The 26,832-nt window shown below is 62.7% G+C and carries 28 protein-coding genes and 1 pseudogene; 21 read left to right on the top strand and 8 right to left on the bottom strand.

What is annotated here, in order from left to right:
• Positions 1-132: 132 nt before the first annotated feature.
• From IVA93_RS10475 to IVA93_RS10460, 4 genes are all read right to left on the bottom strand, one after another.
• A complete protein-coding gene (locus tag IVA93_RS10475; RefSeq protein WP_018460355.1) occupies positions 133-1,308 on the bottom strand; it encodes a helix-turn-helix transcriptional regulator in 1,176 nt (391 codons plus the stop codon).
• 316 nt (positions 1,309-1,624) lie between these two features.
• A complete protein-coding gene (mddA, locus tag IVA93_RS10470; RefSeq protein ID WP_345946484.1) occupies positions 1,625-2,227 on the bottom strand; it encodes a methanethiol S-methyltransferase in 603 nt (200 codons plus the stop codon).
• Positions 2,228-2,381: 154 nt separating this feature from the next.
• Positions 2,382-2,807 (bottom strand): hypothetical protein, encoded by a 426-nt coding sequence (locus IVA93_RS10465; protein ID WP_018460358.1) that lies wholly within the window; start codon positions 2,805-2,807, stop codon positions 2,382-2,384.
• A gap of 51 nt (positions 2,808-2,858) precedes the next feature.
• Positions 2,859-3,416 carry a class I SAM-dependent methyltransferase gene (locus IVA93_RS10460; protein ID WP_247295128.1) on the bottom strand — a complete coding sequence of 186 codons (558 nt, stop codon included), beginning with the start codon at positions 3,414-3,416 and terminating at the stop codon, positions 2,859-2,861.
• Between the two features lie 209 nt (positions 3,417-3,625).
• Here IVA93_RS10460 and IVA93_RS10455 point away from each other — a divergent pair, with 209 nt between their 5' ends.
• Both IVA93_RS10455 and IVA93_RS10450 read left to right on the top strand, forming a co-directional pair.
• Positions 3,626-4,633, top strand: a complete 1,008-nt coding sequence (locus IVA93_RS10455) for a cupin domain-containing protein (protein WP_198293418.1) — start codon at positions 3,626-3,628, stop codon at positions 4,631-4,633.
• 613 nt (positions 4,634-5,246) lie between these two features.
• Positions 5,247-5,990 (top strand): Crp/Fnr family transcriptional regulator, encoded by a 744-nt coding sequence (locus tag IVA93_RS10450; RefSeq protein WP_247789762.1) that lies wholly within the window; start codon positions 5,247-5,249, stop codon positions 5,988-5,990.
• Here the strand turns inward: IVA93_RS10450 and IVA93_RS10445 are convergent.
• The gene (locus IVA93_RS10445) at positions 5,965-6,927 is read right to left on the bottom strand and encodes a glycosyltransferase family protein (RefSeq protein ID WP_245288576.1); all 963 of its coding nucleotides are present in this window, start codon (positions 6,925-6,927) and stop codon (positions 5,965-5,967) included. The two genes, IVA93_RS10450 and IVA93_RS10445, sit on opposite strands and share 26 nt — an antisense overlap.
• Positions 6,928-6,939: 12 nt before the next feature.
• Complete coding sequence (locus IVA93_RS10440; protein ID WP_018460363.1) at positions 6,940-7,227, bottom strand: hypothetical protein; 288 nt, start codon at positions 7,225-7,227, stop codon at positions 6,940-6,942.
• Positions 7,228-7,581: 354 nt separating this feature from the next.
• On the opposite strand from IVA93_RS10440, the gene IVA93_RS10435 reads away from it, so the two are divergent.
• From IVA93_RS10435 to IVA93_RS10365, 15 genes are all read left to right on the top strand, one after another.
• On the top strand, positions 7,582-8,682 hold the full coding sequence (locus tag IVA93_RS10435; RefSeq protein ID WP_026234013.1) for an inositol-3-phosphate synthase: 1,101 nt from the start codon (positions 7,582-7,584) through the stop codon (positions 8,680-8,682).
• Positions 8,682-9,281, top strand: coding sequence for a histidine phosphatase family protein (locus IVA93_RS10430; protein ID WP_018460365.1), 600 nt, complete (start codon positions 8,682-8,684; stop codon positions 9,279-9,281). Before IVA93_RS10435 ends, IVA93_RS10430 begins: the two co-directional genes overlap by 1 nt.
• The gene (locus IVA93_RS10425) at positions 9,278-10,381 is read left to right on the top strand and encodes a CgeB family protein (RefSeq protein WP_018460366.1); all 1,104 of its coding nucleotides are present in this window, start codon (positions 9,278-9,280) and stop codon (positions 10,379-10,381) included. The genes IVA93_RS10430 and IVA93_RS10425 overlap by 4 nt, the downstream gene beginning before the upstream one ends.
• A gap of 2 nt (positions 10,382-10,383) precedes the next feature.
• Positions 10,384-11,193, top strand: a complete 810-nt coding sequence (locus tag IVA93_RS10420; RefSeq protein ID WP_247789761.1) for a sugar phosphate nucleotidyltransferase — start codon at positions 10,384-10,386, stop codon at positions 11,191-11,193.
• Entirely contained in the window at positions 11,190-11,957 is a 768-nt protein-coding gene (locus IVA93_RS10415; protein WP_018460368.1) for a TIGR04290 family methyltransferase, read from the top strand. The genes IVA93_RS10420 and IVA93_RS10415 overlap by 4 nt, the downstream gene beginning before the upstream one ends.
• Positions 11,954-12,907: a glycoside hydrolase 5 family protein gene (locus tag IVA93_RS10410; protein ID WP_018460369.1), complete on the top strand. Its 954-nt coding sequence runs from the start codon at positions 11,954-11,956 to the stop codon at positions 12,905-12,907. The genes IVA93_RS10415 and IVA93_RS10410 overlap by 4 nt, the downstream gene beginning before the upstream one ends.
• A complete protein-coding gene (locus IVA93_RS10405) occupies positions 12,895-14,100 on the top strand; it encodes a phosphopentomutase (protein ID WP_026234014.1) in 1,206 nt (401 codons plus the stop codon). The genes IVA93_RS10410 and IVA93_RS10405 overlap by 13 nt, the downstream gene beginning before the upstream one ends.
• A 209-nt stretch (positions 14,101-14,309) precedes the next feature.
• The gene (locus IVA93_RS10400; protein WP_026234015.1) at positions 14,310-15,422 is read left to right on the top strand and encodes an NAD-dependent epimerase/dehydratase family protein; all 1,113 of its coding nucleotides are present in this window, start codon (positions 14,310-14,312) and stop codon (positions 15,420-15,422) included.
• A complete protein-coding gene (locus IVA93_RS10395) occupies positions 15,422-16,486 on the top strand; it encodes a GDP-mannose 4,6-dehydratase (protein WP_018460372.1) in 1,065 nt (354 codons plus the stop codon). The genes IVA93_RS10400 and IVA93_RS10395 overlap by 1 nt, the downstream gene beginning before the upstream one ends.
• On the top strand, positions 16,483-17,769 hold the full coding sequence (locus IVA93_RS10390; protein ID WP_018460373.1) for a TIGR04295 family B12-binding domain-containing radical SAM protein: 1,287 nt from the start codon (positions 16,483-16,485) through the stop codon (positions 17,767-17,769). Before IVA93_RS10395 ends, IVA93_RS10390 begins: the two co-directional genes overlap by 4 nt.
• A complete protein-coding gene (locus tag IVA93_RS10385) occupies positions 17,766-18,869 on the top strand; it encodes a glycosyltransferase family 4 protein (protein ID WP_247539485.1) in 1,104 nt (367 codons plus the stop codon). The genes IVA93_RS10390 and IVA93_RS10385 overlap by 4 nt, the downstream gene beginning before the upstream one ends.
• Positions 18,866-19,996 carry a CgeB family protein gene (locus IVA93_RS10380; protein WP_247789760.1) on the top strand — a complete coding sequence of 377 codons (1,131 nt, stop codon included), beginning with the start codon at positions 18,866-18,868 and terminating at the stop codon, positions 19,994-19,996. The genes IVA93_RS10385 and IVA93_RS10380 overlap by 4 nt, the downstream gene beginning before the upstream one ends.
• Entirely contained in the window at positions 19,993-21,081 is a 1,089-nt protein-coding gene (locus tag IVA93_RS10375) for a CgeB family protein (RefSeq protein WP_018460376.1), read from the top strand. The genes IVA93_RS10380 and IVA93_RS10375 overlap by 4 nt, the downstream gene beginning before the upstream one ends.
• The gene (locus IVA93_RS10370; protein WP_018460377.1) at positions 21,078-22,202 is read left to right on the top strand and encodes a CgeB family protein; all 1,125 of its coding nucleotides are present in this window, start codon (positions 21,078-21,080) and stop codon (positions 22,200-22,202) included. Before IVA93_RS10375 ends, IVA93_RS10370 begins: the two co-directional genes overlap by 4 nt.
• 10 nt (positions 22,203-22,212) lie before the next feature.
• Positions 22,213-23,280, top strand: coding sequence for a UDP-glucuronic acid decarboxylase family protein (locus IVA93_RS10365; protein WP_018460378.1), 1,068 nt, complete (start codon positions 22,213-22,215; stop codon positions 23,278-23,280).
• A 43-nt stretch (positions 23,281-23,323) separates the two neighbouring features.
• Here IVA93_RS10365 and IVA93_RS10360 read toward each other — a convergent pair whose 3' ends face one another.
• Together IVA93_RS10360 and IVA93_RS10355 are read right to left on the bottom strand one after the other, a co-directional pair.
• Positions 23,324-23,584, bottom strand: a complete 261-nt coding sequence (locus IVA93_RS10360) for a hypothetical protein (protein ID WP_018460379.1) — start codon at positions 23,582-23,584, stop codon at positions 23,324-23,326.
• 107 nt (positions 23,585-23,691) lie between these two features.
• Positions 23,692-24,189, bottom strand: coding sequence for a ferritin-like domain-containing protein (locus IVA93_RS10355; RefSeq protein WP_026234016.1), 498 nt, complete (start codon positions 24,187-24,189; stop codon positions 23,692-23,694).
• Positions 24,190-24,413: 224 nt separating this feature from the next.
• Between IVA93_RS10355 and IVA93_RS10350 the strand changes: the two genes are divergently transcribed.
• The 4 genes and pseudogenes from IVA93_RS10350 to IVA93_RS10335 all read left to right on the top strand — a co-directional run bounded on the left by IVA93_RS10350 (position 24,414) and on the right by IVA93_RS10335 (position 26,727).
• Positions 24,414-25,001 (top strand): NuoB/complex I 20 kDa subunit family protein, encoded by a 588-nt coding sequence (locus tag IVA93_RS10350; protein ID WP_088930861.1) that lies wholly within the window; start codon positions 24,414-24,416, stop codon positions 24,999-25,001.
• Between the two features lie 29 nt (positions 25,002-25,030).
• Positions 25,031-25,899, top strand: a pseudogene (locus tag IVA93_RS10345) (MBL fold metallo-hydrolase).
• A gap of 73 nt (positions 25,900-25,972) precedes the next feature.
• Positions 25,973-26,308 carry a hypothetical protein gene (locus IVA93_RS10340; RefSeq protein WP_143273835.1) on the top strand — a complete coding sequence of 112 codons (336 nt, stop codon included), beginning with the start codon at positions 25,973-25,975 and terminating at the stop codon, positions 26,306-26,308.
• Positions 26,309-26,490: 182 nt separating this feature from the next.
• Positions 26,491-26,727 (top strand): DUF3551 domain-containing protein, encoded by a 237-nt coding sequence (locus IVA93_RS10335; RefSeq protein WP_083926601.1) that lies wholly within the window; start codon positions 26,491-26,493, stop codon positions 26,725-26,727.
• The last annotated feature ends 105 nt before the right edge of the window (positions 26,728-26,832 follow it).

Below are 26,832 nucleotides of genomic sequence, written 5' to 3'. Positions count from 1 at the left end.
ATCACCTACCCACTGCATGCTGGCCGGACGCATGCCATCCTGAACAACCACTGCTTGGGTGTCGTCCTGCGAATGTGGGAGGAGCGCGCAAATATTTGCTGCTTCTGGGTGCTGCAATGAGCGCCCTCTCTCCTATCCCGCCAGGGGCGTCGTATAGCCTGCAACCAGCTTGACGAGATCCGCCTGGCGCGCGGTGCCTGTTTTTTCAAACAACCGGCTGACATGCGTCCTAACCGTGCTATCGGCGACCCCGAACGCCATAGCGACCTCAGGAACGCCACCGACCTCGACGATGGCCAGCAACACGCGGAGTTCGGTCGGCGTCAGCTTGAACGCGCTGCCGATGGCTCCGGGAATAGAAGCAACCGCCAGCGACGCCTTGCGAACGAACAAGGCCGCCGTGGCGGTGTAAACAATACCAGCACGCCGACGCGCGCCTGACGTGAGGGGCAATGCATGGGCCACATAGCGGTCGCCCTCCCTGCCGGTCAGCGGCAACGCGATGCCCCTTATACCAAGTGCGGCATCGCCCTGCCCCGCGGTGGCGAAGACATCTCGCAGGGTGCGGTCGACCTGAGGATCGCTGGCGACCAGCCGCCCGCCCACGGAACTCAGAATATCACGAGCGTCGAGAATGGCATTGCCGGCCGTATTGGCGTGAATGAGACGTCCACCGGGATCGACGAGATACATGCCAGCACCGAGCCCGTCCAGCGTGTCAACGAACGTCGCGAGTTCAGCGGCCTTGAACTCGAACATCTTGCCGATCACGACGGCACGCCTGATATGCGGCGCGATCAGCCTCATTTGCCGGCGCGCGTGCTCGTCGACGAGCCCATTTCGCCGGTGGCGGAAGACCCCGAAAATAGCTGTGCTGACCGTGGTCCTGTCGACAACCGCGCTGACAAAATCGACAAGCCCCTGGGGCTCGGCCCACTGCCGGTATAGTTCACTCTGGGTGAGTGCTGCGAAAGACATCAAATCGGTCGTCGCGATCGGCTGCTCGAGGTCACCGAGAAAGTGCCCCTCCGCGGAGGAATAAATCTGCCGAAAGAGTTCGACCCGCAACGGCACGTCAAATCCAAAGCGATGGGGCACCGTGGCGTGCTGGACACCGACGTCCTTGCAGAACAGCCCGCCTGCTGCGCCGCCAACGAATTGCACGATGCTGACGATGGCGTCTTCCCAACGAGAGGGATCGATGGCGGCATCGTAGATGACGCTGATCAGGTCGCTCAGTTGCTGCTGATCATCTGAATTGTCTTTCGACGATTCCGAAACCGACCGCGGATGTGAAACCCTGTTCATTCGAAGACGCGCCCCCGGTGTGAGGATAGCTGTGAGACAACTTTAAGCTTTTCCGCTGATAGCGAGCCGGTATCGCGCTCAAATCATTTTGATCGTGTCCCACCGGAGCCGCAGGGAATATCGGCCATCCTTCAAATGGAGGATGGTCATGCGGTCGGTGATCCTCTTGGCCGGACGCCGCAGGTTGAAATGAGTTGATCAGAACGCGATGCGCACGCCGCCCTGGCCGTGTCGATACGGCTGCGACCGGACGCCGCGCCGCTTGAATCCACCCCTGCTTGCGGACTGATTGGCCTGTCTTGACGAGCGTCTCGGGTCAGATGTCGGCGTCCTGGGACGCGGCGAAGCTTCGGCATGAAAGCGGGACGAGCATGGCCGCGTGACGGCGGTAGCGGCGATACCGGTTGCCGAACTGCTGGATCAGATCGTGCTCTTCCAACTGAATGCCGATCAGGATGTAGGCTGTGATGCCAAGCGAATAGACCAGATGACCGACCGTCATCGCAGGCGTGGCCCAGACTGCGAGCAGGATGCCGAGATAGATCGGATGGCGGACATACCGGTAGAGCAACGGCGTGCGGAATTTGGCTTCGGGCGGTTGTTTACCGAACAGGTGCATGAACACCTGGCTGAGGCCGAACAACTCGAAATGATTGAGAAGAAACGTGCTGACCACCAGCACGACCCAACCCAGCCAGAAGACGGCGTCGATCGCCCCCGCCGCGACCGGGTGGTTCACGGTCCAGACCGGCGTGGGGATCGGCTGCCACTGCCAGTACAGCAACAGCAGTGCAAAGCTGGCGAACAGCACGTAGGTGCTGCGCTCGACCGAAGCCGGCACGATTCGCGTCCACCAGCGCTTGAAGCCCTGACGCGCCATCACGCTGTGCTGGATCGCGAACACTCCGATTAGCAGCACATCGATAACAATGCTTGCCAGAACCGGACCAATGGCCCCGGAATCGATAGACTTTGGAGGAGCAGGTTCCCGGTGAAGCCAGTGAGATAGAGCAAGGCGACGAGCGTGACACCGTAAGCGGCAGTGCCGTAGAGGACCGCAACTAGACCTGCCATCAATCTTCTCCCAGAGAGTTCATTTTTTTTGCATCGATTCGTCCGATAGCGGCGGCGGCTGCGGCGGTGCTTACAATGAAGAGATTTCGAGCAGCGACTGGCGCGGGTACGTCACCCCGGGGCCGCGGCGGTGATCCCGGATTCTGCACGGTGACCATCCAAGAGCTTGAATTCATCATCACGCCTTCAGGGCGGACGAATTGTTTCAACTCGTCCTTCAAGGCCGCCACCAGCGTATCAAACAAACGAGCAGCCTTCGGACCGGCTTCGCGATAAACCTCCCCTGCGGGACCGATCGCGAGCTGAAACGCGACCGCTTCGTCAAGATCTCGCCCGACCAAGACTTCGGCATCGATCCGTTCGAACCTGATGCCGCCGTAGCCGGCAATCATCAATTGCCGAGTCACGGCCTCGGGATCGGTCATAGAAAACGGTCCGGGCCCGCAGGTTGCAGCGTCTTCCCTGACGGGCGGCAGCTAGCGAAGCAGAACCTCCTTCGACAGTGTAAGCCACGGATTGTCCGCCCGTTCGCGCCAGACGACCATCGTCATCAGTCCACCCGGCTTGAGCGCAAATCGCAAGTTGCTCAAGCCAGCCGTTGGGTTTTCGAAGAACTGGGTTCCAAAGCGAGAGAAGCAAAAATCATGTACCGGCTCGAACGGATGGGTCTGAACATCCGCTTCGAGAAAGCTGAGATTGGTCACCCCTGCCTCCTTCGCATCTGCGCGGCCGACGTCGAGGAAGGCATTGCAGCAATCGAGGCCGAGGACGGATCCGGTCGGTCCGACGCGCCGCGCAAGTTCAATTGCGGTGTCGCCCCAGCCACATCCCACATCCAGGGCCCTGTCGCCGGCTCTGATCGGCAGCGACGGGAAGACTTTAGCGCTATGCAGGTGAAGGCCGCCGGCGAGGATGTGCCGCCACGCATTGAATTTCGGAGCCAGTACAGCGTTCCAGAAATCGATATACGGCGTGACGGTTGCGGTAGCCTGCGCGATGCTCATGATCGGGATATCCGTCTGCTTGGTTGCCATCCAGAACCCCGTCGTGGCGTCCCGCTTTTCCATTCTTCCGCAACCGGTTCCGCGTCCGCCTGACCGTCTGGACAGCGTCTCAAGGAAACGTGGAGGAATCGGTTGCTTGGCAGTTCATTCATGAGCCCCGTATAAGCGCGGGGACCGCCACGGTGAATGATCGCCCAGCCGGATCAGTTGACCGATCGTCCAAATCTGAGATTAGCCTAATGATCGATCCGCTATCGGAAGTGCTTCGATCGGTTCGCCTGACCGGCGGCATTTTTCTGGATGCGCGGTTCACCGCGCCGTGGAGCGTCCATACGCAGATCGTCGCTGAGGACTGCGTGACCTTCGCGGTCAAGCCCTCGCTGCTGATCGCTTACCACTTCGTCATCGCCGGAAAATTTCTGCTCAGCGTCGACAGCGAACCTACAGTCGAGGTGCGGGCCGGCGAGATCGTACTGCTGCCCAGAAACGATGTTCATACACTCGCCAGCGACGCGGGTCTGGTACCGACAAACGCGCGTCATCTCATTCAGCCGTCACCGGATGGGGGGCTGGCAAAAATTATGCACGGCGGAGGCGGTGAGCCGGCGCAAATCGTGTGCGGTTTTCTCGGCAGCGAGGAAACCTATAATCCGTTGATCGCGGCCCTGCCAAGAGTGCTGAAGCTCGACATTCGCGAGGGGGTCGCACGCGACTGGATCGAGGCTTCAGTGCGATATGCAGCCGGCGAACTGACGGCCGGCAGGTTCGCCTCGTCAAACCTGATGTCTCGGCTTTCCGAACTGCTGTTCGTAGAGGCGATGCGGCAATATTCCGTGACATACACCGATCAAGATGGAGGATGGCTGAAGGGGATTGCCGATCCGAAAATCGGACGCGCGCTCGCCTCCATTCATCATAACGTCGGGCTGCCGTGGTCCGCGGAAGTCCCTTGCGAGAGAAGTCTCGATGTCGCGGAGCGCCTTCGTCGACCGCTTCACAACCCTGATCGGGGTGCCACCAATCCGGTATCTGACCATCTGGCGGCTTCAGGCAGCCAAGGTGAGCCTACGAGAAACACGCAAGCCGATCGACCAAATCGCAGAGGAAGTGGGTTACGGATCCGGAGAAGCATTCAGCCGGGAATTCGGCCTGGCGCCTGCGCGATGGCGGCAACGCTGACAACGCAATTGATTGCGCAAGCGTCAAGTTTCAGAACGAGCCTCCATAGGGGGACGATCAGGAAATGATGCGTCGCCGTCGCGGCGAGAGCCGTAGCGGGTCAAACCGGCCCTGGACGGTCGGAATCGCACCTCTTGTCTATCTCGCACAGCGGAGCATGTGACCAGCTGATACGCACGTCCTAGTGCCCTCGGCGTGGACCTGGAGCACGGGCACGCGTCACGCACGCCAATTTCAGTGCGCACAAACCCGCGCGATATCGGCGACGGGTCGAGATCGGCGAAGGCACGCACATGGTCCTGCTGGAGAAGAACCGGTTGCAGGCCTTCGACGCGATCAATCAGTTTCTCTCGGAACAGTATGAGCATGACTAGCGCGATCTCCGCGGATCCCGCCGCGAGAAACACAGATGCTTCGCCTGAGCGCGACTCGCGCTTCCGGTTCCCGAATCGTCCGATCCTTGAGGACGATCGCATGCGCCGTCTACTATTCCGGAACCGTTTGACCGATCGCCCTCGCACTTCTGGGCGCATGCTGGGCAGACAAACAATGACCTGCATGGAGTAAAACTATCAAAGTTTAATGCGCTCTGTCGTTCTCATCGATCAAATTGGGGACGGGTTCTGAGTTATTAGGCGACCAATGCAGGCAGGATTTGCGTTCTCCAAGCTCGCCGACCGGTTGGCGAGCCTCACTCCCGTAACGGCCGACGATCTCCACCTGCTCGCGGACATGGCAAGCACAATCGCGCATCTCGGTTCGCGTCAGGCCGTTTTGCGGCATGGCGATGATGCCACCCAGTGCTGCCTGCTCCTTCAGGGATATCTGTCGTGGCAGGATGCAGAGAGTGCGGACGGGCAGATCACGTCAATCCATGTTCCCGGTGACATCGCCGATCTACACACGCTTTATCGTCCTCGCGTTGACGGCAACCTGATCGCGCTCGGCGCTGCCATCGTCGCTCTCGTGCCACACCGCTTCTTTCACGATTTGTCCGCGCGTTCGCCCGCGATGTCTCGCGCATTGCTGCTGATGCTGCTCACCACCCACGCCATTCAGCGCAACTGGACAGTGAACCTGGGTAGCCGTGATGCATTGACGCGCGTGGCGCATCTGCTGTGCGAGATCACCACCCGGCTGCAAAGCGTCGGCTTGGCGAGAGATTTCAGACTGCCGTCACCCTTCACCCAATCGGACCTTGCGGCAGCATGCAGCATCTCCCCGGTCCACGCCAACCGCACGATTCAGGAACTGCGACGATGCAATCTCCTGCAATGGCAGGGCAAGACGGTAACGATCACGGACTGGCAGGGACTCGTGCGGCTCGCAAGATTCGATCCGACTTACCTGAGCATTTCGTCCAGCCGCGACGATGCGTCGTCCTCGCGTCTCAGGCCACTTACGGCGGACCTTGCGCTCGCTTGAGCTCCTTTCGGACGACACCTTGGAAACTTGCGGAGCGTGCAATCAGGGCCTCCCGCACCTCTTCAAGGACGCTATCCCAGTTGCCTGGTGTCCTCTGATGAAACAGCCGCAGGCTCGGATACCAAAGGGAATGGGCCTCGGATGCCGGCCAGCGCCAGTCGCAATCCGCATGCAATAAGACCCACGCCTCACAGCCGAGTGCTCCCGCGAGATGGGCCACCATAGTGTCGACGCAAATGACGAGATCGAGCCGCTGGAGGAGATGACCGAGAACCGTAACGTCAGGCGTGCTGACGTCCCTCGCGCCGATCTCGGCCAGTTCGCACGTTCGGGCCCCGCGTTGCAGTGAGCAGAGCGTCACGCCGGGAACGGCAAGATGTCCCAACAGGGACGGCGGAACGGTCCTCCGCTTGTCCCAATTGCCGACTTCCCAAACCAGGCCCACGGCAAGGCCCCTGAGTTCGAGACCTCGGTCTTGCGGGAGCGCTGGTTCGACCTTGGTCGGCAACGACAGGTAAGGTGCGCGCATCTCGACCTGCTCTCGCCTCGCCCTTATGGCATGCGGCACCTCCATAATCTCGATATCGACCTCGAAGTCGACCTCAGGTGCACCATCATGGAGCGCGAAGGCCCGATCGACGCCAGCCGCTCGCTCGACCAGCGGCAGAAGCTCGCCCTGGCACCAGACCGTGACGCGGCGCGCGACGTCACGAAGCGGCCGCATGAAGCGCAGGAACTGGATAGTGTCGCCGAGCCCGTGGTAGCAGCGGACCAGCACATCCTTGCCCCTCAGTTCCTCACCACGCCAGATCCGCTGCAGGTGACGCGGCCCGGTGTGCTTGGGTGGATACGCAAGCATTGCCAGATCGCGGTCATTGATTGCCCAGGCGCGTTCGAAGTCGCCTGCCCGCATCGCCTCGGTCCAGCTGCCCGACACGTGGTGATCCAACTAGCGCCGTACGAATTTGTGAAAGCGGCTCGGCTTCCCATCCTTGGTCTGGTCCTGATGGAGGAAGGCAATGCCGGCCTCGTCGAACTTGGCGAAGAATTCGTCCCAGCTGATCCGATCGAGACCTTCGTCGGGCGGATCGAAATCGATGCGCAGGATACCGGCGTGTCCGTCCTCCTCCGTGGCCTTGACCGTTGCAGGCTTTCCGCCGCGCTCCTCCGCCCATTTCCGGATCACATCATGGCTGGTGGTCTGCTGGGCTTCGCTGGTTTGTGATTTGGATGACATGTGACACCTCGATTGCTGACAAGGAGCGAGCGACGGATCGGCCCTCGCGTCGGACTGTTTCGCCGTGAACGCCGGGCGCGAGCATTTGTTCTTTCGTAGGCCGGACTCTCTCAAAACATCATCTTCTTCATCTTCATCATGGAAGCTTTTCGTTCCCACCAACCCGCCCGGGATTCTATCCCAGGTTAAGCGCGCGAGATTTTTTCGGCCGGAATCCGACGTGAGGCGGACATAGTGCAGTGAGTTCAGGAACGAACATACGTTCCCCACGTTCGCCGACGTACTTACGTCAACACTGCATCTCTTCAACACTGCATGCCTTAACGCTGCACGTCTTCCGGAGGGCCTCTAGCCATGCATTCTCGTCTTCAGGACAGGCGGCGCGTGCGCGTCGGCATCGTCGGTGTCGGCAATTGTGCGAGCTCCTTCGTTCAAGGGCTCTCCTATTACCGGGACGCCAAATCGAATGAACCGGTGCCTGGGCTGATGAACGCCGATCTCGGCGGCTACCACATCAGCGACATTCAGGTCGCGTCGGCCTTCGACGTCCATGCCGGCAAGGTCGGACGCGACGTGGCCGAGGCGATCTTCGCAGCGCCGAACAACACGCACCGCTTCTCCGACGTCGCCCCCACCGGCGTCATGGTCCAACGCGGCCCCGTCATGGACGGTGTCGGCCATTATCTAAAGGACGACGTCCCGATTGCGGATGTCCCGGAAGCCGACGTCTCCGAAGTGCTCGCGACCTCGCGCACGGACGTGCTTGTGTCCTATCTTCCCGTCGGCTCGCAGCGTGCGAGCGAATTTTACGCCGCGCGCGCGATCGAGGCCGGCTGCGGCTACGTCAATTGCATCCCCGTCTTCATTGCCTCGAATCCCGACTGGCGGCGGCGTTTCGAGGATGCAGGCCTGCCGATCGTCGGCGACGACATCAAGAGCCAGGTCGGCGCCACCATTCTGCACCGTGTGCTCGCCAATCTCTTCCGTGAACGCGGCGTACGGCTGGACAGAACCTACCAGCTCAACATCGGCGGCAACACCGATTTCAAGAACATGCTCGAGCGCGAGCGGCTGACATCAAAGAAGATCTCCAAAACCCAAGCCGTAACCAGCCAGTTCGACGTGCCCATGGATGCCGATAATATCCATGTCGGCCCGAGCGACCATGTGCCGTGGCTGACCGACCGCAAGCTGGCCTTTATCCGCCTGGAGGGCACCACGTTCGGCGGTGTTCCCTTGAGCGCGGAAGTCAAGCTCGAAGTCTGGGACTCCCCGAACTCGGCGGGTGTCGTGATCGACGCGGTCCGCTGCGCCAAGCTCGCCATGGACCGCGGGCAGGCCGGCGCGCTGACGGGCCCCTCGAGCTATTTCATGAAGTCGCCGCCTCAGCAGTTCACGGACGAAGAGGCCGGACGGCGAACGCGCGCCTTCATCGACGACAAGGCGTATACCTGATGGCGAAGATCATTCATCTGATCCGCCACGGCCATCATGCCCTGCTCGGCCGCACGCTCTGTGGCCGGATGAAGGGCGTAGAGCTCGATGATCTCGGCTGCGAGGAAATCGCGCGATGCGCCGATACTTTCACGCCCCCGCCGAGCATGGTTCAGTCGAGCCCGCAGCGGCGCTGCATGCAGTCGGCCTGCATCCTGGCGGCGCGCTTCGGCTTGCCGGTCGAGATCGTGCCGGCACTCGACGAGCTCGACTACGGCGAATGGACCGGACTGTCGTTCGAGGCGCTCGCCCGGGATCCCCGCTGGTCGCGCTGGAACGAACAACGCGGAACGAACCGCCCGCCGGGGGGCGAAAGCATGCGGTCGCTTCAGAAGCGCGTCGTCGCCCATCTGGAGCAGCTGCGCAACGATCATGGTAGCGGCACCGTCGTCGTCGCCGTCAGCCATGCCGAACCGATCCGCGCGGCGCTGCTGCACTATTCCCGGAAAGAGCTCGACGACTTCCTCTCGATCGAGATCGACCCCGGCAGCGTCAGCACCCTCAGCGTGGACAATCGCGGACTCAAGATCACCGGGATCAATCAGCGGGTGCCAGCGTGAAGATCGTCATTTTCGGCCTGACAATTTCCTCGTCCTGGGGCAACGGTCACGCCACCCTGTGGCGAGGGCTTTGCAAGCATCTCGCGCGAGCCGGCCACAGCGTCGTCTTTTTCGAGCGCGACGTGCCCTACTACGCGGGCGCGCGGGATTTGCACGAACTGCCCGGCGGGCAATTGCGACTGTTCTCGAACTGGGACGATGTGCTGCCTTTGGCGCGGAGCGAAATCCGTGATGCAGATGTCGCGATCATAACGTCCTATTGTCCCGACGCGATCGCCGCGACAGAGCTTGTCCTGTCCGAGGGTCGTGCGGTGCCCGTGTTCTATGACCTCGACACGCCGGTCACGCTGACGAAGCTGATGGCCGGCGAGGCCGTTCCCTATATCGGGCCGCGCGGCCTGCGGGATTTCGCCCTGGTCCTGAGCTTCACCGGCGGCTCCCGCATCTGCAACGAATTTCGCGACAGGCTCGGCGCCTGCAACGTCCGCCCGCTCTACGGACACGTCGATACGGACATCCATCGGCCGGTGCCGTCGCAGCCGCATTACCGTGCGGATCTGTCCTATCTCGGCACATATTCGCAGGATCGCCAGCGCGCACTCGAGGCTCTGTTCGTCGAACCCGCACGTAACAGGCAGGATCTGCGCTTCCTGATTGGAGGTGCACAATATCCGGAAGATTTTCCCTGGTCGCCAAACATCTACTTCGTGCAGCACTTGCCGCCGTCGGAGCACGCGGCGTTCTTTGCGTCATCCCGGCTGACACTCAACGTCACGCGCCGCGCCATGGCCGAGATGGGCTGGTGCCCCTCCGGCCGCCTGTTCGAAGCCGCTGCCTGCAAGGCCCCGCTGCTCAGCGACGACTGGCCGGGACTCGATGAATTCTTTGTACCTGGGCAGGAGATCCTGATCGCATGCGATGCGAAGGACACGCTTGCTGCGTTGACGATGGCCGACGCCGAGCTTCAGCACATTGCCGGGCGCGCCTATGAACGGACCATGGATCAGCACACATCCGACAAGCGCGCAGCCGAACTGATTTGGCTGCTCGAGCAGACGGCATCGCTCGGCGCGCGCCGACAGCAACCCGAGGAGGCCTGATCATGTGGGGCATCGTTCCGGCCGCGGGCCGCGGCAGCCGCATCCAGCCGCTCGCCTTCTCCAAGGAGTTGCTTCCGGTCGGAAGCCAACGGGACGACGGCATCGACCGTCCGTGCGCCGTCTCCGAATATCTGCTGGAGCGGCTGATCCTTGGGGGCGCCGACAAGATCTGCTTCGTGATCTCCCCCGCCAAATCGGACATCCTCGAATATTTCGGCGATCATTATGGCAGCGCCCAGCTCGCCTATGTCGTGCAGCCCGATGCGTCGGGGCTGTGCGATGCCGTGTTCAGGGCGGGCACGGTCGTTGGCCACGACGAAGACGTCCTGGTCGGACTTCCGGATACCGTATGGTTCCCAAAGGCGGCCTTGCAGACGTTGCCGGCCGCCGACCTGTCGTTTCTGCTGTTTCCGGTCGAACATCCCGAGTTCTTCGATGCCGTCGTGCTCGACGGCGATCGCGTCACGGAGATCCAGGTCAAGCAGCCGGATGCGGTGTCGAAATGGATATGGGGCGCCTTCAAGATGTCCGGCCACGGATTTCGCGAGCTTCAGTCGTTGTGGACGAAGCGCGACCGCCGCGATGAATATTTCGGGACGCTCGTCAATGCCTACATCGCGGGCGGCGGCCAGGGTCTCGGCGTCAAGGCCGGCGAATCCTATGTCGACGTCGGCACCATCGATGGCTACCGGACGGCAATGGCGTTGCTCGCGGAAAGCTCCGCCGGGAACGGACGCTCTCGACTGCTGGCCGGCGGTTCGCCGGAGGCAATCCGCCCTGCCTCCGCAATGAACAATGGAGTGACCGCATGAGCAGAGGCGCCCTCTCCCGCGAGGAAATCCGCCAGCGCGTCGATGCGCTCGGGCCATGGTTTCACAATCTGGACCTGAACGGCGTGCCGACAGCGCCTTCACACTTTCTCGGCGACTATCCCAACGTGAAATGGCGCCGCTTTTCCGGGATCATTCCGGACCGCCTCGAAGGCAAGACCGTGCTCGATATCGGCTGCAATGCCGGTTTCTACGCCATGGAGATGAAGCGGCGCGGCGCCGAGCGCGTCCTCGGCCTGGACACCGACGACGAATATCTCGCGCAAGCCCGCTTCGCGGCCGAGGTGAACGGGCTCAGGATCGAATTCCGCAAGATGTCAGCCTATGATGTCGGCCAGCTGCGCGAAAAATTCGATCTCGTGATCTTCATGGGCGTGCTCTACCACCTGCGGCACCCTCTGCTGGCACTCGACCTGATCCACGAGCACGTGGCTGACGATCTCCTGCTGTTCCAGTCGATGCAGCGCGGCGACAGCCGCGTGGATTCCCTCGACAAGAACTATGACTTCTGGACCACCGATCAGTTCGATTCCCCGGGCTATCCAAAGCTGCACTTCATCGAGAACAAATATGCCGACGACCCCACCAATTGGTGGGTGCCGAACCGCGCCTGCGCCGAAGCCATGCTGCGCAGCGCCGGCTTTGCGATCGCGGCGCATCCGGAAGAGGAAGTCTATCTCTGCAAACGGGTGACAAGGCCGCAGGCGGAAGGTCCGGTTTATCCGTCGCGGGAGACTGGCCGATGATCGAAGCCGCCAAGATCTGGAACGAGCCCAACAACAAGTCGCACTGGGACATCCTGATCGATCCGGATTGGACCATGTTCGCGAGCCTGTCGCTCGCTGCCGGAAAGGCGATCCGCAGCGCGCATCCCACACTCCCACGTGTGCTTGGCGGCATATCGCCGATCGATCCGTCCTTCCTGCGCAACATGCAGGCGCGCGGCGTACTCGATCATGTCGATGTCGTGGCCGTGCACGGCTTTCCGCTGGACTGGAACCTGTGGCAGATCGCGGAATGGCCGGCCAAGATCGACGAGATCAAGGCCGTCACCCCGCTGCCTGTTTGGGTCACGGAGGTGGGAGTCTCGTCTTTCGGCGCCGAGGAGGTGCAGGCTTGGGGCCTGACCCGAACGGCGGAGTTGTTGATCGGCCGCGCTCCGCGCATTCACTGGTACAGCCTCTACGATCTGCCTTCGAGTTGGGAGGCCACGACCCGGCACAAGGAAGCTGAAGGTTCATCCTACTACAGGCATTTTCACATGGGCCTGCTACGCGAGGACGGAACGCCGAAAGCCTCGGCGGACCTGTTCGCCCAATATGCACCTGCGATGGGCCTGTGCCAGTGGTTTCACTTCGAGGACCACCGCCTCGACGACGCCGTGCGCTGGATGCGCCGGCTGGGCGTGCAGCATCTCAGGACTGGCCTGTCCTGGGCCGACAGCTTCCGTCCCAATGCGCTCGACTGGTTCGATCGGCAGATGGACGCGCTGGCCGAGTTTCAGGTCACGGTGACCTTCTGCTTCACCCCGGAACATCGGGGTATCGAGCCTCATCACACCAGCCCGCCGCTCGACGTGAACGAGTTCGCCGAGTTCTGCGCGCAGATGGTCGAACGCTATTGCGCGAAAACCGGGCTCGCGCCGTCCGCAGCGTCTTCGCGCCCGGCCATCTCGGAGCCGACATGCGTGCCGTGATCCTGGTGATGGACTCCGTCGGGATCGGCGCCGCGCCCGATGCCATCAATTACGGCGACGAGGGTGCCGATACCGTCGGCCACATTGCCGAGATGTGCATGGCCGGCAATGCCGACGGACCGCACCGGGAGGGGCCGCTTCAGCTTCCCAATCTGGTTGCGCTCGGCCTTGGCCAGGCTTGCCGTCTCGCCACCGGGCGCGTGCCGCCGGGGCTCGATGGCCCAACTGAGCATGCGCGATTTGGCTGCGCGAGCGAGATCTCCAAAGGCAAGGACACGCCCTCGGGCCATTGGGAGATCGCCGGCGTGCCGGTGCCATTCGACTGGGGCTATTTTCCAAGAACCAAGCCATGCTTCGCGCGCGACCTGACGGAGAGCCTGTGCGAACAGGCTCGAGTGCCCGGCATCCTCGGGAACTGTCACGCCTCCGGCACGGAGATCATCGCCGAATTCGGCGAGCGTCACATCAGAACGGGCGAACCGATCTGCTATACATCGGCCGACAGCGTGTTTCAGATCGCAGCGCACGAGGAGACGTTCGGTCTCGAACGCCTCTATGAGGTCTGCCGTGTTGCACGCCGACTGGTCGACCCCCTCAACATCGGGCGCGTCATCGCACGCCCCTTCATCGGCACGTCGGTAGGTGACTTCAAGCGAACAGCGCACAGGAAGGACTTCTCCGTCCCCCCGCCGGAGCGAACGATCCTCGATCTTGCCGAGAGCGCAGGCCGTGACATCGTAACGATCGGCAAGATCGACGACATCTTCGCCCATCGCGGCACCGGGAGGAACCTGCGCGGCGATGGCAACCAAGCGCTGTTCGATGCCACGTATGATGGGCTGGCCTCTCTCGCGGAGGGCGGGATGTTGTTCGCCAATTTCATCGATTTCGACACGCTGTACGGCCATCGCCGAGATGTGGCAGGCTATGCAGCGGCGCTCGAAGCCTTCGATGCGCGAGTTCCGGATCTTTTGAACCGCCTGCGCGAGGATGATCTCCTGATCATCACGGCTGATCATGGTTGCGATCCGACCTGGAGGGGTACCGATCACACGCGGGAACAAGTGCCGGTTTTGGCGTGGAGCGCGCGGTTAACTTCTCCGATCGGCAAGCGCGCCGGATTTGCGGACATCGGCGCGACGGTCGCGAGCCATCTCGAGCTGCAGGCACCGGGTCACGGCGTGTATTTTTAGCCTGCTGCACCGCGCAGATTCACCTGGGTTATTGATCCAGGTTAGAGAAATTTTCGTTTGTAGGTTTCGCAGGAACGAACATTCCTTGCACCGCTTCTACTTCCAAATGTGACTGGCGCGCCGGTCGCTCGACCAGAACAGCAGCGCGCTTTCATTCTCATCACGGATTGATCCCGCAGGATCGATCTTACGGCGGCACGGAGCGGTGAATGACGCGAGTATTGATCACTGGAGGTGCGGGATTCATCGGATCGCATGCAGCGGACGCGCTGCTCGCGGCCGGCTACGAAGTCCGCCTGCTCGACAATCTCTCGCCGCAGGTCCACGGAGGCAACCGCCAGCGTCCCGCCTATCTTGCCAAAGACGCGGAGCTCGTCGTCGGTGACGTCACCGACGCTCTCGCGGTCGATCATGCGTTGCGCGGCACCGACATGGTCCTGCATCTCGCATCAGCGGTCGGCGTCGGCCAGAGCATGTATGACATCGAACCCTACGTCAGAACCAACGAGCTCGGTACCGCCGTGCTGTTGCAAGCACTATCCAAGCGCCCGGTCGCGCGGCTCGTGGTGGCCTCGTCCATGAGTATTTACGGCGAGGGCCTTTACCGGAGCGCCGATCAGAGCGTGGTCGCCTGCGAGGAGCGGGCGGTCGAGCAGCTTCGCCGCGGCGATTGGGAGCTGCGCGATGCCGCTGGCAACCCGCTCGATCCCGTCCCTACGCCGGAGACAAAGCAGCCTTCGCTGAGCTCGATCTATGCGCTCAACAAATATGCGCAGGAGCGCATGTGCCTGATCACAGGCAAGGCGTATGGCATTCCGACGGTGGCGCTACGCTTCTTCAATGCGTTCGGGCCACGTCAGGCCCTGTCCAATCCGTATACCGGCGTACTGGCCATCTTCGCCGCCCGGCTGCTCAACGGCCGTCCTCCCCTCGTGTTCGAGGATGGCCGGCAGCGCCGCGACTTCGTCCATGTCCATGACGTCGCCCGCGCCTGCCGGATGGCGCTGGAGGCGGAGCATGCGCAGGACGTCTTCAACGTCGGCTCTGGTCAGAGTCGCACCATTTTGTCGGTCGCGGAGGATCTGGCCGAAGTCATGGGGCGCCGCGACATTGCGCCCGAGCTGACGCGGAAATATCGCGCCGGGGACATCCGGCACTGCTTCGCCGATATGGGAAAATCCCGCGACGTGCTCGGCTTCGAGCCTCGCGTCGCATTCAGGGACGGGCTCGAAGAGCTGGCGGAATATCTCGCCGACCAGATCGCCGACGATCAGGCGGAGCGAGCCACCAAGGAGCTGCAGCAACGAGGATTGGTCGCGTGATGAGTGAACGAGACAACAGACCCGTCCTGATCACCGGCGGCTGCGGGTTTATCGGCTGCAACCTCGCCGACCGCCTCGCGGAGCGCGGCGAGCCGGTGCTGATCCTGGATAACCTCGCCCGCACCGGCGTGCGGGAGAATGCGCAGTGGCTGAAGTCCCGGCATGGCGACCGGGTCACAATCACCGTGGCCGACATTCGCGAGCCGATCCCGGTGATCGACGCCGTACGCGAAGCCCGCGCCGTGCTGCACTTGGCCGCCCAGGTCGCCGTCACCGACAGCGTGAGCGATCCGGCCGCCGATTTCGAGATCAATGCGCGTGGCACATTGAACGTGCTCGAAGCCGTGCGCCTCCACAACAACGCCGCACCGATCGTGTTCGCCTCGACCAACAAGGTCTACGGACGCCTGATCGATGATGGCGACATCGCGCTCACCGGCCGCCGCTACACGCCGAAAAGCGGCCTGCTGGCGGCCGGCATCTCGGAAAATGCGCCGCTCGACTTTTACAGCCCCTATGGATGCTCCAAGGGAACGGCGGATCAATACGTCCACGACTATGCGCGGGTCTACGGCCTCCAGACCGTGGTAATGCGCATGAGCTGCATCTACGGGCCCCGTCAATTCGGCACCGAGGATCAGGGTTGGATCGCGCATTTCCTGCTCAGCGCTATCCGCAGCAAAGAGCTGACGATCTATGGCGACGGCCATCAGGTCCGCGATGCGCTTCACGTCTCCGACGCGGCCGCGGCCTGGCTCGCCGTGCTCGATGGCATCGCGCTCGCCCGTGGGCGCGTATTCAATCTCGGCGGTGGTCCGGCCAACGCGATCAGTCTGCTGGAATTGATCGACCGCATCACCGATCTGACCGGCCGCAAGGTGGCCTATCGCTTTGCCGATTGGAGGCCCGGCGATCAGCCCTGGTACGTGACCGACACGCGCGCGCTCTCCAGCGCGCTCGGCTGGGCACCTCAGATTTCATTCGCAGACGGACTCCGATCCCTTCACACCTGGCTGGCCGGCCGGTTCGGATCGTCACAAGACAACCGCGAGGCGCTCGCATGACGCGTGTTGCCCTCATCAACCCAAACTGGGACTTTGGCGGCAGCATCTATTTCGGCTGCCGATCGCCTCACCTTCCGCTCGAACTCGGGATCTCCGAGCACTACCTGAAGGCGGCCGGGCACAAGACGCTGCTGCTCGACGCCCACATGTTTGACCTTTCTCTCACCGAGATCGAAGCCGAGCTGCGCGCGTTCGGCCCCGACCAGATCGTCATCACGACAGCGCCGACCTATCTGTTCTGGCGCTGCGCCCCTCCCGAGCTCCGCGTTCCGCAGGAGCTTGCGATGGCGGTGCGCGACTTGGCTCCGATCCTCATCGCGGTGGGTCCCCATGGCTCGACCGTGCCAAGGGCGGCGCTTCGAAAGCTCGGCACCGACATCGTCGTGATGGGCGAGTGCGAGGCGTCCTTGCTGCGTCTAGCCAATGGCGAACGGGACTTTCCGGGCTTGTGCTTTGCCGATGGCGCATCGCTCCGCGTCAATGGCGGCCCGCAGGCCGTCGCGTTCAAGGATCAGCCGCCGCTCGACTGGCCGGAGGAGATGATCCGGCGACACCACCATCACCATCACCGCTTCGAAGCCGAGCCGCAGGCGCCAGGCGCCGAGGTCGAATCATCCAGGGGATGTCCGTACAACTGCACGTTCTGCGCCAAGGAGAACTTTCGCAACGCCTACCGCAAGCGGCCCCCCCTTATCGTTCTCGAAGAGATCGACGGTCTGCGCCGTCAAGGCATCGAATATGTCTATTTCATCGACGAGATTTTCCTTCCGAACGCGGAGCTGCTGGAAGGGCTGACCACACGCGGACTGAAGTTCGGGGTGCAGACCCGCATCGACCTTTGGAAGCCGGACATGCTGGCTCTGCTCGGCCGCGCCGGCTGCGTCTCGATTGAAGCCGGCATCGAAAGCCTCACCGTCGAGGGTCGCGCCGCGCTCGCCAAGAACTGCAAGATGACGACCGACCAGCTTGCCGAACGGCTGGTCGAAGCGCGCCGTCACGTTCCTTTCGTCCAGGCCAATTTGATCGAAGTCCCCGAGGACGATGACCCCATCGTGCAGCGCTGGCGTCGCACCATGCAGGATGCCGGCATCTGGGCCAACGATCCGGTCCCGCTGTATCCCTATCCCGGGTCGCCGGATTATCGAAAGCTGTGGGGCGAGCCCGACGATTTCGCCTGGGAGCGCGCACACCGGCACTATCTCGCGATGTTCGACCAGTTCAGCGACGTGCAGAACGATCGCCCGGTCCCGCTCGAGGCTCTCGAACTGCAGGTGGCATCATGAGCCGCAGCTCGCAGCTCAGAATCCTGATGACGACCGATACTGTCGGAGGCGTCTGGACCTACTCGTCTTCTCTAGCTTCGTCCCTTGCTTCGAAGGGCGCCGACGTTACCCTGGTGACGATGGGCCCGCGCGCGCAGGCCGGCCAGCTAGAGATGCTGCGTGGTTCGCGGGTCCGCCTGATCGAAACGGACCTTGCACTCGAATGGCAGGATCCGGAAGGCCAAGATCTGGTCCAGGCCAGGCGCGTCCTTGCGAAGCTCGAGGCCGGAATCGTGCCTGACGTCGTTCACCTCAATAGTTTTCGCGAGGCGGCCTTCGCCTGGCGCGCTCCTGTGATGGTCGTCGCGCATTCCTGCGTCAACTCCTGGGGGCACGCCTGCCACGATACGAGCTGGCTCCGCGAACCGAAATGGCGCAGCTACACCGAACGGGTAACGGCCGCACTCGACACGGCACAGGCCTGGGTTTGTCCCAGCCAGTCCTTCCACGATGACATTGCGGAAATTTATCGGCCTCGCTCGCGCGGCATCGTGATCTGGAATGGAATTGGCCCTCAGGGCTTTGCGGGACGGAAGCAAGACGTGATCTTTGCGGCGGGCCGGCTCTGGGACCGCGCCAAGAACATCGAGGTCCTGGCGGCCGCGGCGCCTGGGCTGGACTGGCCCGTTCAGGTCGCGGGCCCGGCGGATGAGTGCCCTTCGGCTTCCATCACCTGGCTCGGGCATTTGCCTCACGACGTCATGCGCGCGCATTTGCGGCAGGCCGGCATCTTCGCCAGCCCCGCGCTCTATGAGCCGTTCGGCCTCTCCGTTCTGGAAGCCGCGGCGGCGGGATGCGCTCTCGTCCTGTCCAACATTCCGACTTTCAGGGAATTGTGGAGCGGGGCCGCGCTCTTCGTCGATCCCACCGACAGCAAGGCGCTGCATCGAGCGCTCGCAGGTCTGTGCACCGACGATCGCGAGCGGGTGAGGCTGCAACGTGCCGCCTTTGAGCATTCCCTGACCTACTCGCTGACCCGAACCACGAGCGCCTATCTCAGCCTCTACGAGGAGCTGCTTGCCGTCCATCACGCGCCTGCCCCCATGGAGGTACGCGCATGAAATGCGTTCTATTCTATCACGCGTTCACCTCCTGCTGGAACAACGGCAATGCCCATTTCCTGCGCGGTTATGCCCGCGAACTTCACGCGCTCGGTCATGAGGTCGTCGTGTTCGAGCCGATCGACGGCTGGAGCCGATTGAATGCGATCCGCGAGGGTGGCAGTCAGACGATGGAGGATATTCCAACGCTGTTTCCCGGCATCGGCATCCGCCGCTACGACGCCTCCCTTGATCTCGATGAGGCATTGCACGGCGCCGATCTCGTCATCGTCCACGAATGGAATTCGCCTGATCTGATCGCAGACATCGGATCGAGACGGGCTCACGGCGCGCCCTTCACGTTGCTGTTCCACGACACCCATCATCGCGCCGTCAGCGCACCGGACGAACTCGCGCAGTTCGACCTCGACGGCTTCGACGGTGTGCTCGCCTTCGGCGAGGTCCTTCGCCAAATATATCTGAAGCTCGGCTGGGCGGACCGAGCCTTCACCTGGCACGAGGCGGCCGACATCGCCCTGTATCATCCGCTGCCGCATATCGAGCGCAGCGACGATGTCGTCTGGATCGGCAATTGGGGCGACGGCGAACGCAGCGCCGAGCTCAACGAATTTCTGGTCGAACCCGTGGCCGAGCTGAAGCTGCGCGCGGGCGTCTATGGCGTCCGCTATTCGGACGCAGCCCTCGCGACCATTCAGGCGGGGGGCATTCGGTATGGCGGCTGGCTGCCCGCACACTGGGCTCCCATCGCTTTCGCCGGCGCACGCGCGACTGTCCACGTCCCCCGCGGTCCCTATGTCCGCTTGCTACCGGGCATTCCGACCATTCGCATCTTCGAGGCGATGGCGTGCGGCATTCCAATGGTCTCGGCCCCCTGGTCGGACGCGGAAGGCCTGTTCCCGGAAGGTGCCTATCTCAGCGCCTCCGACGGCACCGCAATGAAGCGGGCGCTTCGTGCGCTCCTCGATGACCGGGAATTATGGTCAGCCACGGTGGAGACTGGACTCCGAGCGATCAAGGAGCGTCACACCTGCCGTCACCGGGCGGAGCAGCTTGTCGGCATCGTGCAGGACCTCAGGGCTTCAAGCCACGCGACACAGCCCCTGCGATACATCGGAGCCTCCGCATGAAGATCTGCTTCTTCGGATCCAGCCTCGTCTCATCCTACTGGAACGGTGCCGCCACCTATTACCGCGGCATGCTGAAGGAGATTGCGGCCCTCGGCCACGACGTCACATTCTTCGAGCCCGATGCCTTCGAGCGCCAGGCCCATCGCGACATCGACGATCCCGACTGGGCGAAGGTGGTGGTCTACGCCGCGACGCCCGAGGGCTGGCGTAGCTCGCTTGAGGAAGCCGCCCGCTCGACCGACATGCTGGTCAAAGCCAGCGGCGTCGGCGTCTTCGATCGGGAGCTGGAGAACGCGGTCGCCGACATTCCGTCGAATGCAATGCGCATCTACTGGGACGTCGATGCCCCCGCGACGCTGGAGTCCGTGGCGGACAATCCAGACCATCATCTGCGCCATGCGATCCGATCCTACGACATGGTTTTGACCTATGGCGGCGGCGGTGCTGTCGTATCCGCTTATCGCGGCATCGGCGCGCGAGACTGCGTGCCGATCTACAATGCGCTCGACCCCGCCACGCACTTTCCGGCGCCGCCCAATCCACACTTCACGTGCGATCTGAGCTTGCTGGCAAACCGCCTCCCGGACCGCGAGCAGCGCGTCGAGCGGTTCTTTCTCGACGTCGCGCGCCAATTGCCCGACAAAACGTTCGTGCTCGGTGGATCGGGGTGGGACTCCAAAGACACGCCATCCAATCTGCATAAGGTCGGGCATGTCGGGACCGGCGACCACAACGCGTTCTTCGGCTCCGGTCTGGCTACGCTGAACGTCAATCGCGACAGCATGGCGCGCTACGGCTTCTCGCCGCCAACGCGCGTGTTCGAGGCCATCGGTGCCGGAGCCTGCCTGATCACCGACCAGTGGGACGGCATTGATCATTTTCTCGAGCCAGATCGCGAGGTGCTGGTGGCCGCGAGCGGGGCGGAGGTCGCAGAGCATCTTGCCGCACTGCGCCCCGAGCGGGCTCAGGCGATCGCAGCGCGCGCTCGTGCGCGCATTCTGAGCCATCACACCTACCGGCAGCGCGCCCGCCAGTTCAACGATCTCTTTGCCGCAAGCAGTTCGCGAATCGAGGCAGCAGAATGAACCTCACCATCGTCGTCGTCGGTCTTTCGGTTACTTCGTCCTGGGGCAACGGTCATGCCACGACCTATCGCGCCCTGATCGAAGCCCTGGCACGACGAGGTCACCACGTCACGTTTCTGGAACGCGACGTCCCCTGGTATCGCGAGCATCGTGATCTTGCCAAGCCTTCCGGTTGGACTGTCGAGCTTTACCAATCCTTGAAGGACATCCCGCAGCGTTTCGGAAAGATGATCCGGGATGCCGATCTGGTGGTCATCGGCTCCTACGTGCCCGACGGCATCGCGATCTCCGAATGGATCACGACCCACGCCCGGGGGATTACTGCCTTCTACGACATTGACACGCCTGTCACGCTTGCGAAGCTCGAGCAGGGCCTGAACTATCTGTCCGCGGCGATGATCCCGCGCTTCGACCTTTACCTGTCCTTTGCCGGCGGCCCGGTGCCCGGCATGATCGAGGAGAACTATGGCAGTCCGCTGGCTCGGGTGCTGTATTGCAGTGCCGACACCGACATCTACGCGCCGCAACGCGCGGAGAAGAAATGGGCACTTGGCTATCTCGGAACCTACAGCGAGGACCGGCAGCCGGTTCTGGAGCAGCTGCTGCTCGCCCCTGCTCGCACTCTCTCACGCGAGCAATTCGTCGTCGCCGGCGCGCAATATCCCGATGAGGTGGTCTGGCCCGCCAATGTCGCCCGGATCGAGCACCTCACGCCCAAACATCATCCGGGATTTTACGCAGAGCAACGCTTTACGCTAAACGCCACCCGCGCCGACATGCGCGCGCTCGGCTTCTCGCCTAGCGTTCGGTTGTTCGAAGCGGCCGCGTGCGGCACGCCCGTCATCTCGGACCGGTGGCCTGGAATCGAGACCGTCTTCGAGCCTTCCCGGGAAATCCTGCTCGCATCGAGCCCCCGCGACGTCGTGGAGATCCTGCGCGACATGCCCGAGGAGCAAAGGCGCACGATCGCGGAAAACGCACGGCGCCGCGTTCTGGCTGACCACACCTCCGACCACCGCGCCCGGCAAGTCGAGACCTACTACGCCGAGGCGTCGGTCCGCCGCCGCCGGAAAGCCCCGCAACTTCCCGCCTCGCGTCCCATGCAGGTCGCTCAAATCTGAAAGGCAGCACATGACAGTTCAGACCCGCATCAACGCGTCCCGCCGCTCTCCCACCGTTCTGGTGGCCGGCGGCGCCGGCTTCATCGGATCCCACCTCTGCGATGCGCTTTTGCAGCGCGGTCATACCGTGATCTGCCTCGACAACCTGTTTACGGGAAGGATCGACAACATCCGCCCGCTGCTCAATCATCCGAATTTTCGCTTCATCGAACACGACGTGCGCGATCCCATCGAGATCGAGGGCGACATCGACCGGATCTACAGCCTTGCCTGCCCAGCCTCACCCAGGCATTACCAGAAGGATCCAGTCGGCACGATGAAGACCTGCGTGCTCGGCACCATCAACATGCTGGAGCTCGCGCAACGGAAAGGCGCCCGGGTGCTGCAGGCATCGACCAGCGAGGTCTACGGCGATCCCGAAGTGCATCCCCAGCCGGAAACCTATCTCGGCAACGTCAATCCGATCGGGCCCCGGGCCTGCTACGACGAGGGCAAGCGGGCCGCGGAAACGCTGATGTTCGATTACCATCGCATGTACGGCGTCGAAATCAAGGTCGCGCGCATCTTCAACACCTACGGACCCCGTATGCTGGAGAATGACGGACGCGTGGTCTCCAACTTCATCGTGCAGGCGCTTCGCGGAGAGCCGATCACGATCTATGGAGGTGGTACGCAGACCAGGAGCTTCTGCTTCGTCGACGATCTCGTGCGCGGCCTCCAGCTGCTCATGGAGAGTCCATCCTCGATTACTGGTCCGTGCAATCTGGGCAATCCCCACGAGGTCACCATCGAGGCTATTGCGCGGGACGTGCTGGCGTATACGGAGTCAATCTCGCCGCTCCGATTCGAGGAGTTGCCGAAGGACGATCCAAAGCGCCGCAAACCGGTGATCGACACAGCCGTTCGAGCGCTGGGATGGCGCCCGCGCGTGGCGCTCAAAGACGGTCTCAAGGCGACGATCGCCTATTTCGCCATGCGCATGGCCGGGGAAGCGCCGGCACTTGTTCCGGCCATTGCACCGCGCAGGAGCGGACGTACCGGGGCACGCGGACAGCTAACGATCGCCGATGGGCAGTAAACGGCAGAACGAGCCGAGGAACGCGCGGAACCCGCGCGAACTCTCAAGCCCGTGTAGCAGCCGCGCCACGGGCCCGCTTGCAGAAGTTCTCGAGATGGTACTGGTATTCGGAGATCGCGCGATTGGCCATCCGGATCCGGTTTTCCTGGCCTTCCTCGACCATCATGGTGATGCGCTGGGCCAGAAACACGCACGCCTCGAACTCATCGTGGATCGCCCCGCTGCGGGCCAGAAAGTCCCACGCGATCTCATAGGCCTGTTCGGCAGCGGGACTACGGTAGTCGCTGAAAATGATGTGCGCCATTACAGCCAAACGTGGATAAGAGGGTTCCGGTCCTGCGAGCCGATATGACCGCAGGCGGACTCGGCGGCCGAAGCCGCCGGTCTCGCCGTGGTGGGTGTGGAGTGCGATCAGGCCGCCTGGCGCTGATGCGCCAGATATTCCATTGTCACCTTCTCGACGTTCGAGTCGATCCAGGCGGCCATGCGCTGCTCCTCCTTCAGCGACGTCTCAAGAGGCTCCTTGGCCTCCGCGAACCCAGCGGCGCCGCAGAGGGCGAGCAAAGACTTGTATGCAGCAATCTCGAAATTCTCGAAGGCATTGTTGGCGAATGTGTTCTTGAGAATCTCGTCGCCGGCGACAGAGTGTGCCATGGCTTGCATGTTCGCCATCATGGATTGCGTCGTATCCTTGAGGCTGGAGGTGCTCTCCCCGCAGGCTTCCAGGCATCTCTCCAGCCGCTTCAGCTGCTCGTTGGTTTCCTGAAGGTGGGCGGCAACCTTGGCCTTGACCTCGGGATATTCGTCCAATCGTTCCGACTGACGTTCCATCAACTCTCGCGCCTGCACTTCCATCGCATGCGCATTGCGTAATCCAACCACGAATGTATCGCGGGCTGCGTTCGTCATTTCATGTTCCTCCATTTCACCGGCCTTGTCGCCGCCAACCGCAGTTTCGGTGGATCGTTCCTAGAGTGATCCGTGACGCCGACGCTGGGTTCCGGCCGCCGGACCCGAGGCTAACCTGCGATAACAGAACACAAATCCTCTACCGCCGCAGGAACGCTGCATACAGCCGACGGGTTTCCGGAGCGTGGTCGCATCGGCAAACGGCCGCAGCGCTCAGGAACAAAATGACAAACAGCTCTCCGCAAATTAGCAACCCAAGCCCTCCGCTTGGCCGGCCTGCACTTGGCCGTCCGGGCGAGAGACGGCCCGACAACACTTCCGATCCGTTCTTCATGACGATCCGCGACGATCTTGCGGACAAGGGCTTCTTCACGGCGAGCGCGGAGGAGCTGATCACCTGGGCGCGAACCGGGTCGCTGATGTGGATGACGTTCGGGCTCGCCTGCTGCGCGGTCGAAATGATGCAGATGTCGATGCCGCGCTACGACGCCGAACGCTTCGGCTTCGCGCCGCGCGCATCGCCGCGCCAGTCGGATGTGATCATCGTCGCGGGCACGCTCACCAACAAGATGGCGCCGGCGTTTCGCAAGATCTACGACCAGATGCCCGAGCCACGCTACGTCATCTCGATGGGGTCGTGCGCTAATGGCGGTGGTTACTACCACTATTCGTATTCGGTCGTGCGCGGCTGCGATCGTGTCGTGCCGGTCGACATCTACGTGCCCGGCTGCCCGCCGACCGCGGAGGCGCTGCTGTACGGCGTGATGCTGCTTCAGAGGAAGATCCGGCGGATCGGCACAATCGAGCGCTAGTGAGCTGACCAACTCGGACTTGAATGGACATGACGCAGATCCCGCTTCCCTCTTCCGCCGACGCGGAGCACGCGCAATCCGACCTCGACCGCAATGACAACACGCGGCAGATCGTCGCTGACGTGCCTATCGTCAGCTCGCGATCGTCAACGTGATTTTCGTTGGCCTCGAAAACGCCGGCGACGGCAATTGGGTGCTGGTGGACGCCGGCATTCCCGGATCGGCTGGCGCCATCCGCTCCGCCGCGAAAGCCCGGTTTGGAGGAAACGGCCGGCCTTCCTGCATTGTCATGACGCATGGGCACTTCGATCACGTCGGCGTGCTCGAAACGCTACGGAATGAATGGCACGTGCCGGTTTATGCCCATGCGGCCGAGCATCCCTATCTGGACGGAAGCCAATCCTATCCGTCGGCCGATCCCAGCGTCGGTGGCGGGCTGCTCGCTCGGCTCTCTCCGCTCTTCCCGACAAAGCCGGTGGATGTCGCATCGCGCCTTTATGATCTTCCCTGTGATCACAGCGTGCCCTTCATGCCGGAATGGCAGTGGATCCATACCCCCGGCCATACCCCAGGGCATATCTCGCTCTGGCGCGAACGCGACCGCGTGCTGATTGCCGGCGATGCCTTCATCACGACGCGGCAGGAATCCGTCTACGCCGCAGTGACGCAAACGCCGGAGATGCACGGGCCCCCGATGTATTTCACCCCCGATTGGGGAAGCGCCAAGACATCGGTGCGCGCACTTGCCGCACTCGCTCCGGAGATCGTCGTCACGGGGCACGGCGCGGCCATGCAGGGGCCGCAGATGCGCGCGGCTCTCGATGCTCTCGCCCAACGGTTCGACGAAGTTGCCGTGCCTTCGCAATATCGACGCGGAGTCGTCGACGACAGAGCTTGATCACGCTGCACGGCTAGGAACGGTGGATGCTTCACATGATTGATCCGACATCGAAACCTCAAGGAGAAGACAGATGCGTAAGACAATCCTGACGATCTTTACGGCAGCAATGCTTGCAGGCGCTTCAGTCGGCGCAGCGTTCGCGCAAGGTGCTGGCGGTGGCGCCGGTGGTGGCGCAGGCGGCGCCGGTGGTGGGGCCGGAGGCGGTGCTGGCGGCGGCGCGGGCGCTGGTGCCGGGGCTGGCGGCGCAGGCGCAGGCGGTGCTGGAGCTGGAGATGGCGGCTCAGGCGGAACCGGCGGCGGCGGCGGCATCACCCATGTCGAGCGGGGCGGACAAGGTGCTTCCAGTCCTTCCGGCATGCGCAACGAAACGACCCCACCGTCCAACGGCGCCACGCCGCGTCGCTAGCGGTTCGCGGTTAGCAATCCTCCAAAGCGCGCCCTTGCTGTTGCGCGCATGAGAGCGGCCTCGGTGAGATCCTCTCCTCGCCGGGGCCGCATCGCGTTCAGGTCGCAATTAGAGGAGTCGGTAAACGTTGCACTTGGAACGCCGCTTCACGAGGCACGTTCAATGTTGAAATGGAGATTTCCATGAAGCATCGATTGCTCCTGGCCGCCGCCTCTCTCGCGCTCGTGACGGGCCTCGGCTCCCCAACGGCGGCCGTCGCACAAGACCGCTACTGTCTTCAGGGCCGCGTCTGGGGCTATCCGGGCAACTGCCAGTTCGCCAGTTACGCTCAGTGCATGGCGACTGCATCGGGAACGCACGCCTATTGCGGCGTCAATCCTCGCTATGCCTATGCACGGCGATATAGGGGATATCGGTGACCGGCCCAGGTGCAGACTGGTCATCGATCCTCCTTCTGACCGATCCCGCCGCTGAGCCGAGCGGCCCCGCGGCAGCAGAGCAAACGCTCAAGGCGCGCCAGGGAC

This window comes from Bradyrhizobium sp. 155, from assembly GCF_023101105.1.
GTDB lineage: Bacteria > Pseudomonadota > Alphaproteobacteria > Rhizobiales > Xanthobacteraceae > Bradyrhizobium > Bradyrhizobium canariense_D.
This window is presented reverse-complemented; position numbering and strand designations above follow the sequence as displayed.

Coding starts and splice junctions, on each gene's coding strand:
- IVA93_RS10365 (WP_018460378.1), top strand. CDS start 22,213: ATGACAGTTCAGACCCGCATCAACGCGTCCCGCCGCTCTCCCACCGTT.
- IVA93_RS10440 (WP_018460363.1), bottom strand. CDS start 7,227: ATGTCATCCAAATCACAAACCAGCGAAGCCCAGCAGACCACCAGCCAT.
- IVA93_RS10410 (WP_018460369.1), top strand. CDS start 11,954: ATGATCGAAGCCGCCAAGATCTGGAACGAGCCCAACAACAAGTCGCAC.
- IVA93_RS10405 (WP_026234014.1), top strand. CDS start 12,895: ATGCGTGCCGTGATCCTGGTGATGGACTCCGTCGGGATCGGCGCCGCG.
- IVA93_RS10335 (WP_083926601.1), top strand. CDS start 26,491: ATGAAGCATCGATTGCTCCTGGCCGCCGCCTCTCTCGCGCTCGTGACG.
- IVA93_RS10455 (WP_198293418.1), top strand. CDS start 3,626: ATGATCGATCCGCTATCGGAAGTGCTTCGATCGGTTCGCCTGACCGGC.
- IVA93_RS10465 (WP_018460358.1), bottom strand. CDS start 2,807: ATGACCGATCCCGAGGCCGTGACTCGGCAATTGATGATTGCCGGCTAC.
- IVA93_RS10435 (WP_026234013.1), top strand. CDS start 7,582: ATGCATTCTCGTCTTCAGGACAGGCGGCGCGTGCGCGTCGGCATCGTC.
- IVA93_RS10375 (WP_018460376.1), top strand. CDS start 19,993: ATGAAGATCTGCTTCTTCGGATCCAGCCTCGTCTCATCCTACTGGAAC.
- IVA93_RS10370 (WP_018460377.1), top strand. CDS start 21,078: ATGAACCTCACCATCGTCGTCGTCGGTCTTTCGGTTACTTCGTCCTGG.
- IVA93_RS10340 (WP_143273835.1), top strand. CDS start 25,973: ATGCGTAAGACAATCCTGACGATCTTTACGGCAGCAATGCTTGCAGGC.
- IVA93_RS10395 (WP_018460372.1), top strand. CDS start 15,422: ATGAGTGAACGAGACAACAGACCCGTCCTGATCACCGGCGGCTGCGGG.
- IVA93_RS10475 (WP_018460355.1), bottom strand. CDS start 1,308: ATGAACAGGGTTTCACATCCGCGGTCGGTTTCGGAATCGTCGAAAGAC.
- IVA93_RS10355 (WP_026234016.1), bottom strand. CDS start 24,189: ATGACGAACGCAGCCCGCGATACATTCGTGGTTGGATTACGCAATGCG.
- IVA93_RS10430 (WP_018460365.1), top strand. CDS start 8,682: ATGGCGAAGATCATTCATCTGATCCGCCACGGCCATCATGCCCTGCTC.
- IVA93_RS10400 (WP_026234015.1), top strand. CDS start 14,310: ATGACGCGAGTATTGATCACTGGAGGTGCGGGATTCATCGGATCGCAT.
- IVA93_RS10390 (WP_018460373.1), top strand. CDS start 16,483: ATGACGCGTGTTGCCCTCATCAACCCAAACTGGGACTTTGGCGGCAGC.
- IVA93_RS10360 (WP_018460379.1), bottom strand. CDS start 23,584: ATGGCGCACATCATTTTCAGCGACTACCGTAGTCCCGCTGCCGAACAG.
- IVA93_RS10350 (WP_088930861.1), top strand. CDS start 24,414: ATGACAAACAGCTCTCCGCAAATTAGCAACCCAAGCCCTCCGCTTGGC.
- IVA93_RS10380 (WP_247789760.1), top strand. CDS start 18,866: ATGAAATGCGTTCTATTCTATCACGCGTTCACCTCCTGCTGGAACAAC.
- IVA93_RS10420 (WP_247789761.1), top strand. CDS start 10,384: ATGTGGGGCATCGTTCCGGCCGCGGGCCGCGGCAGCCGCATCCAGCCG.
- IVA93_RS10385 (WP_247539485.1), top strand. CDS start 17,766: ATGAGCCGCAGCTCGCAGCTCAGAATCCTGATGACGACCGATACTGTC.
- IVA93_RS10415 (WP_018460368.1), top strand. CDS start 11,190: ATGAGCAGAGGCGCCCTCTCCCGCGAGGAAATCCGCCAGCGCGTCGAT.
- IVA93_RS10460 (WP_247295128.1), bottom strand. CDS start 3,416: ATGGCAACCAAGCAGACGGATATCCCGATCATGAGCATCGCGCAGGCT.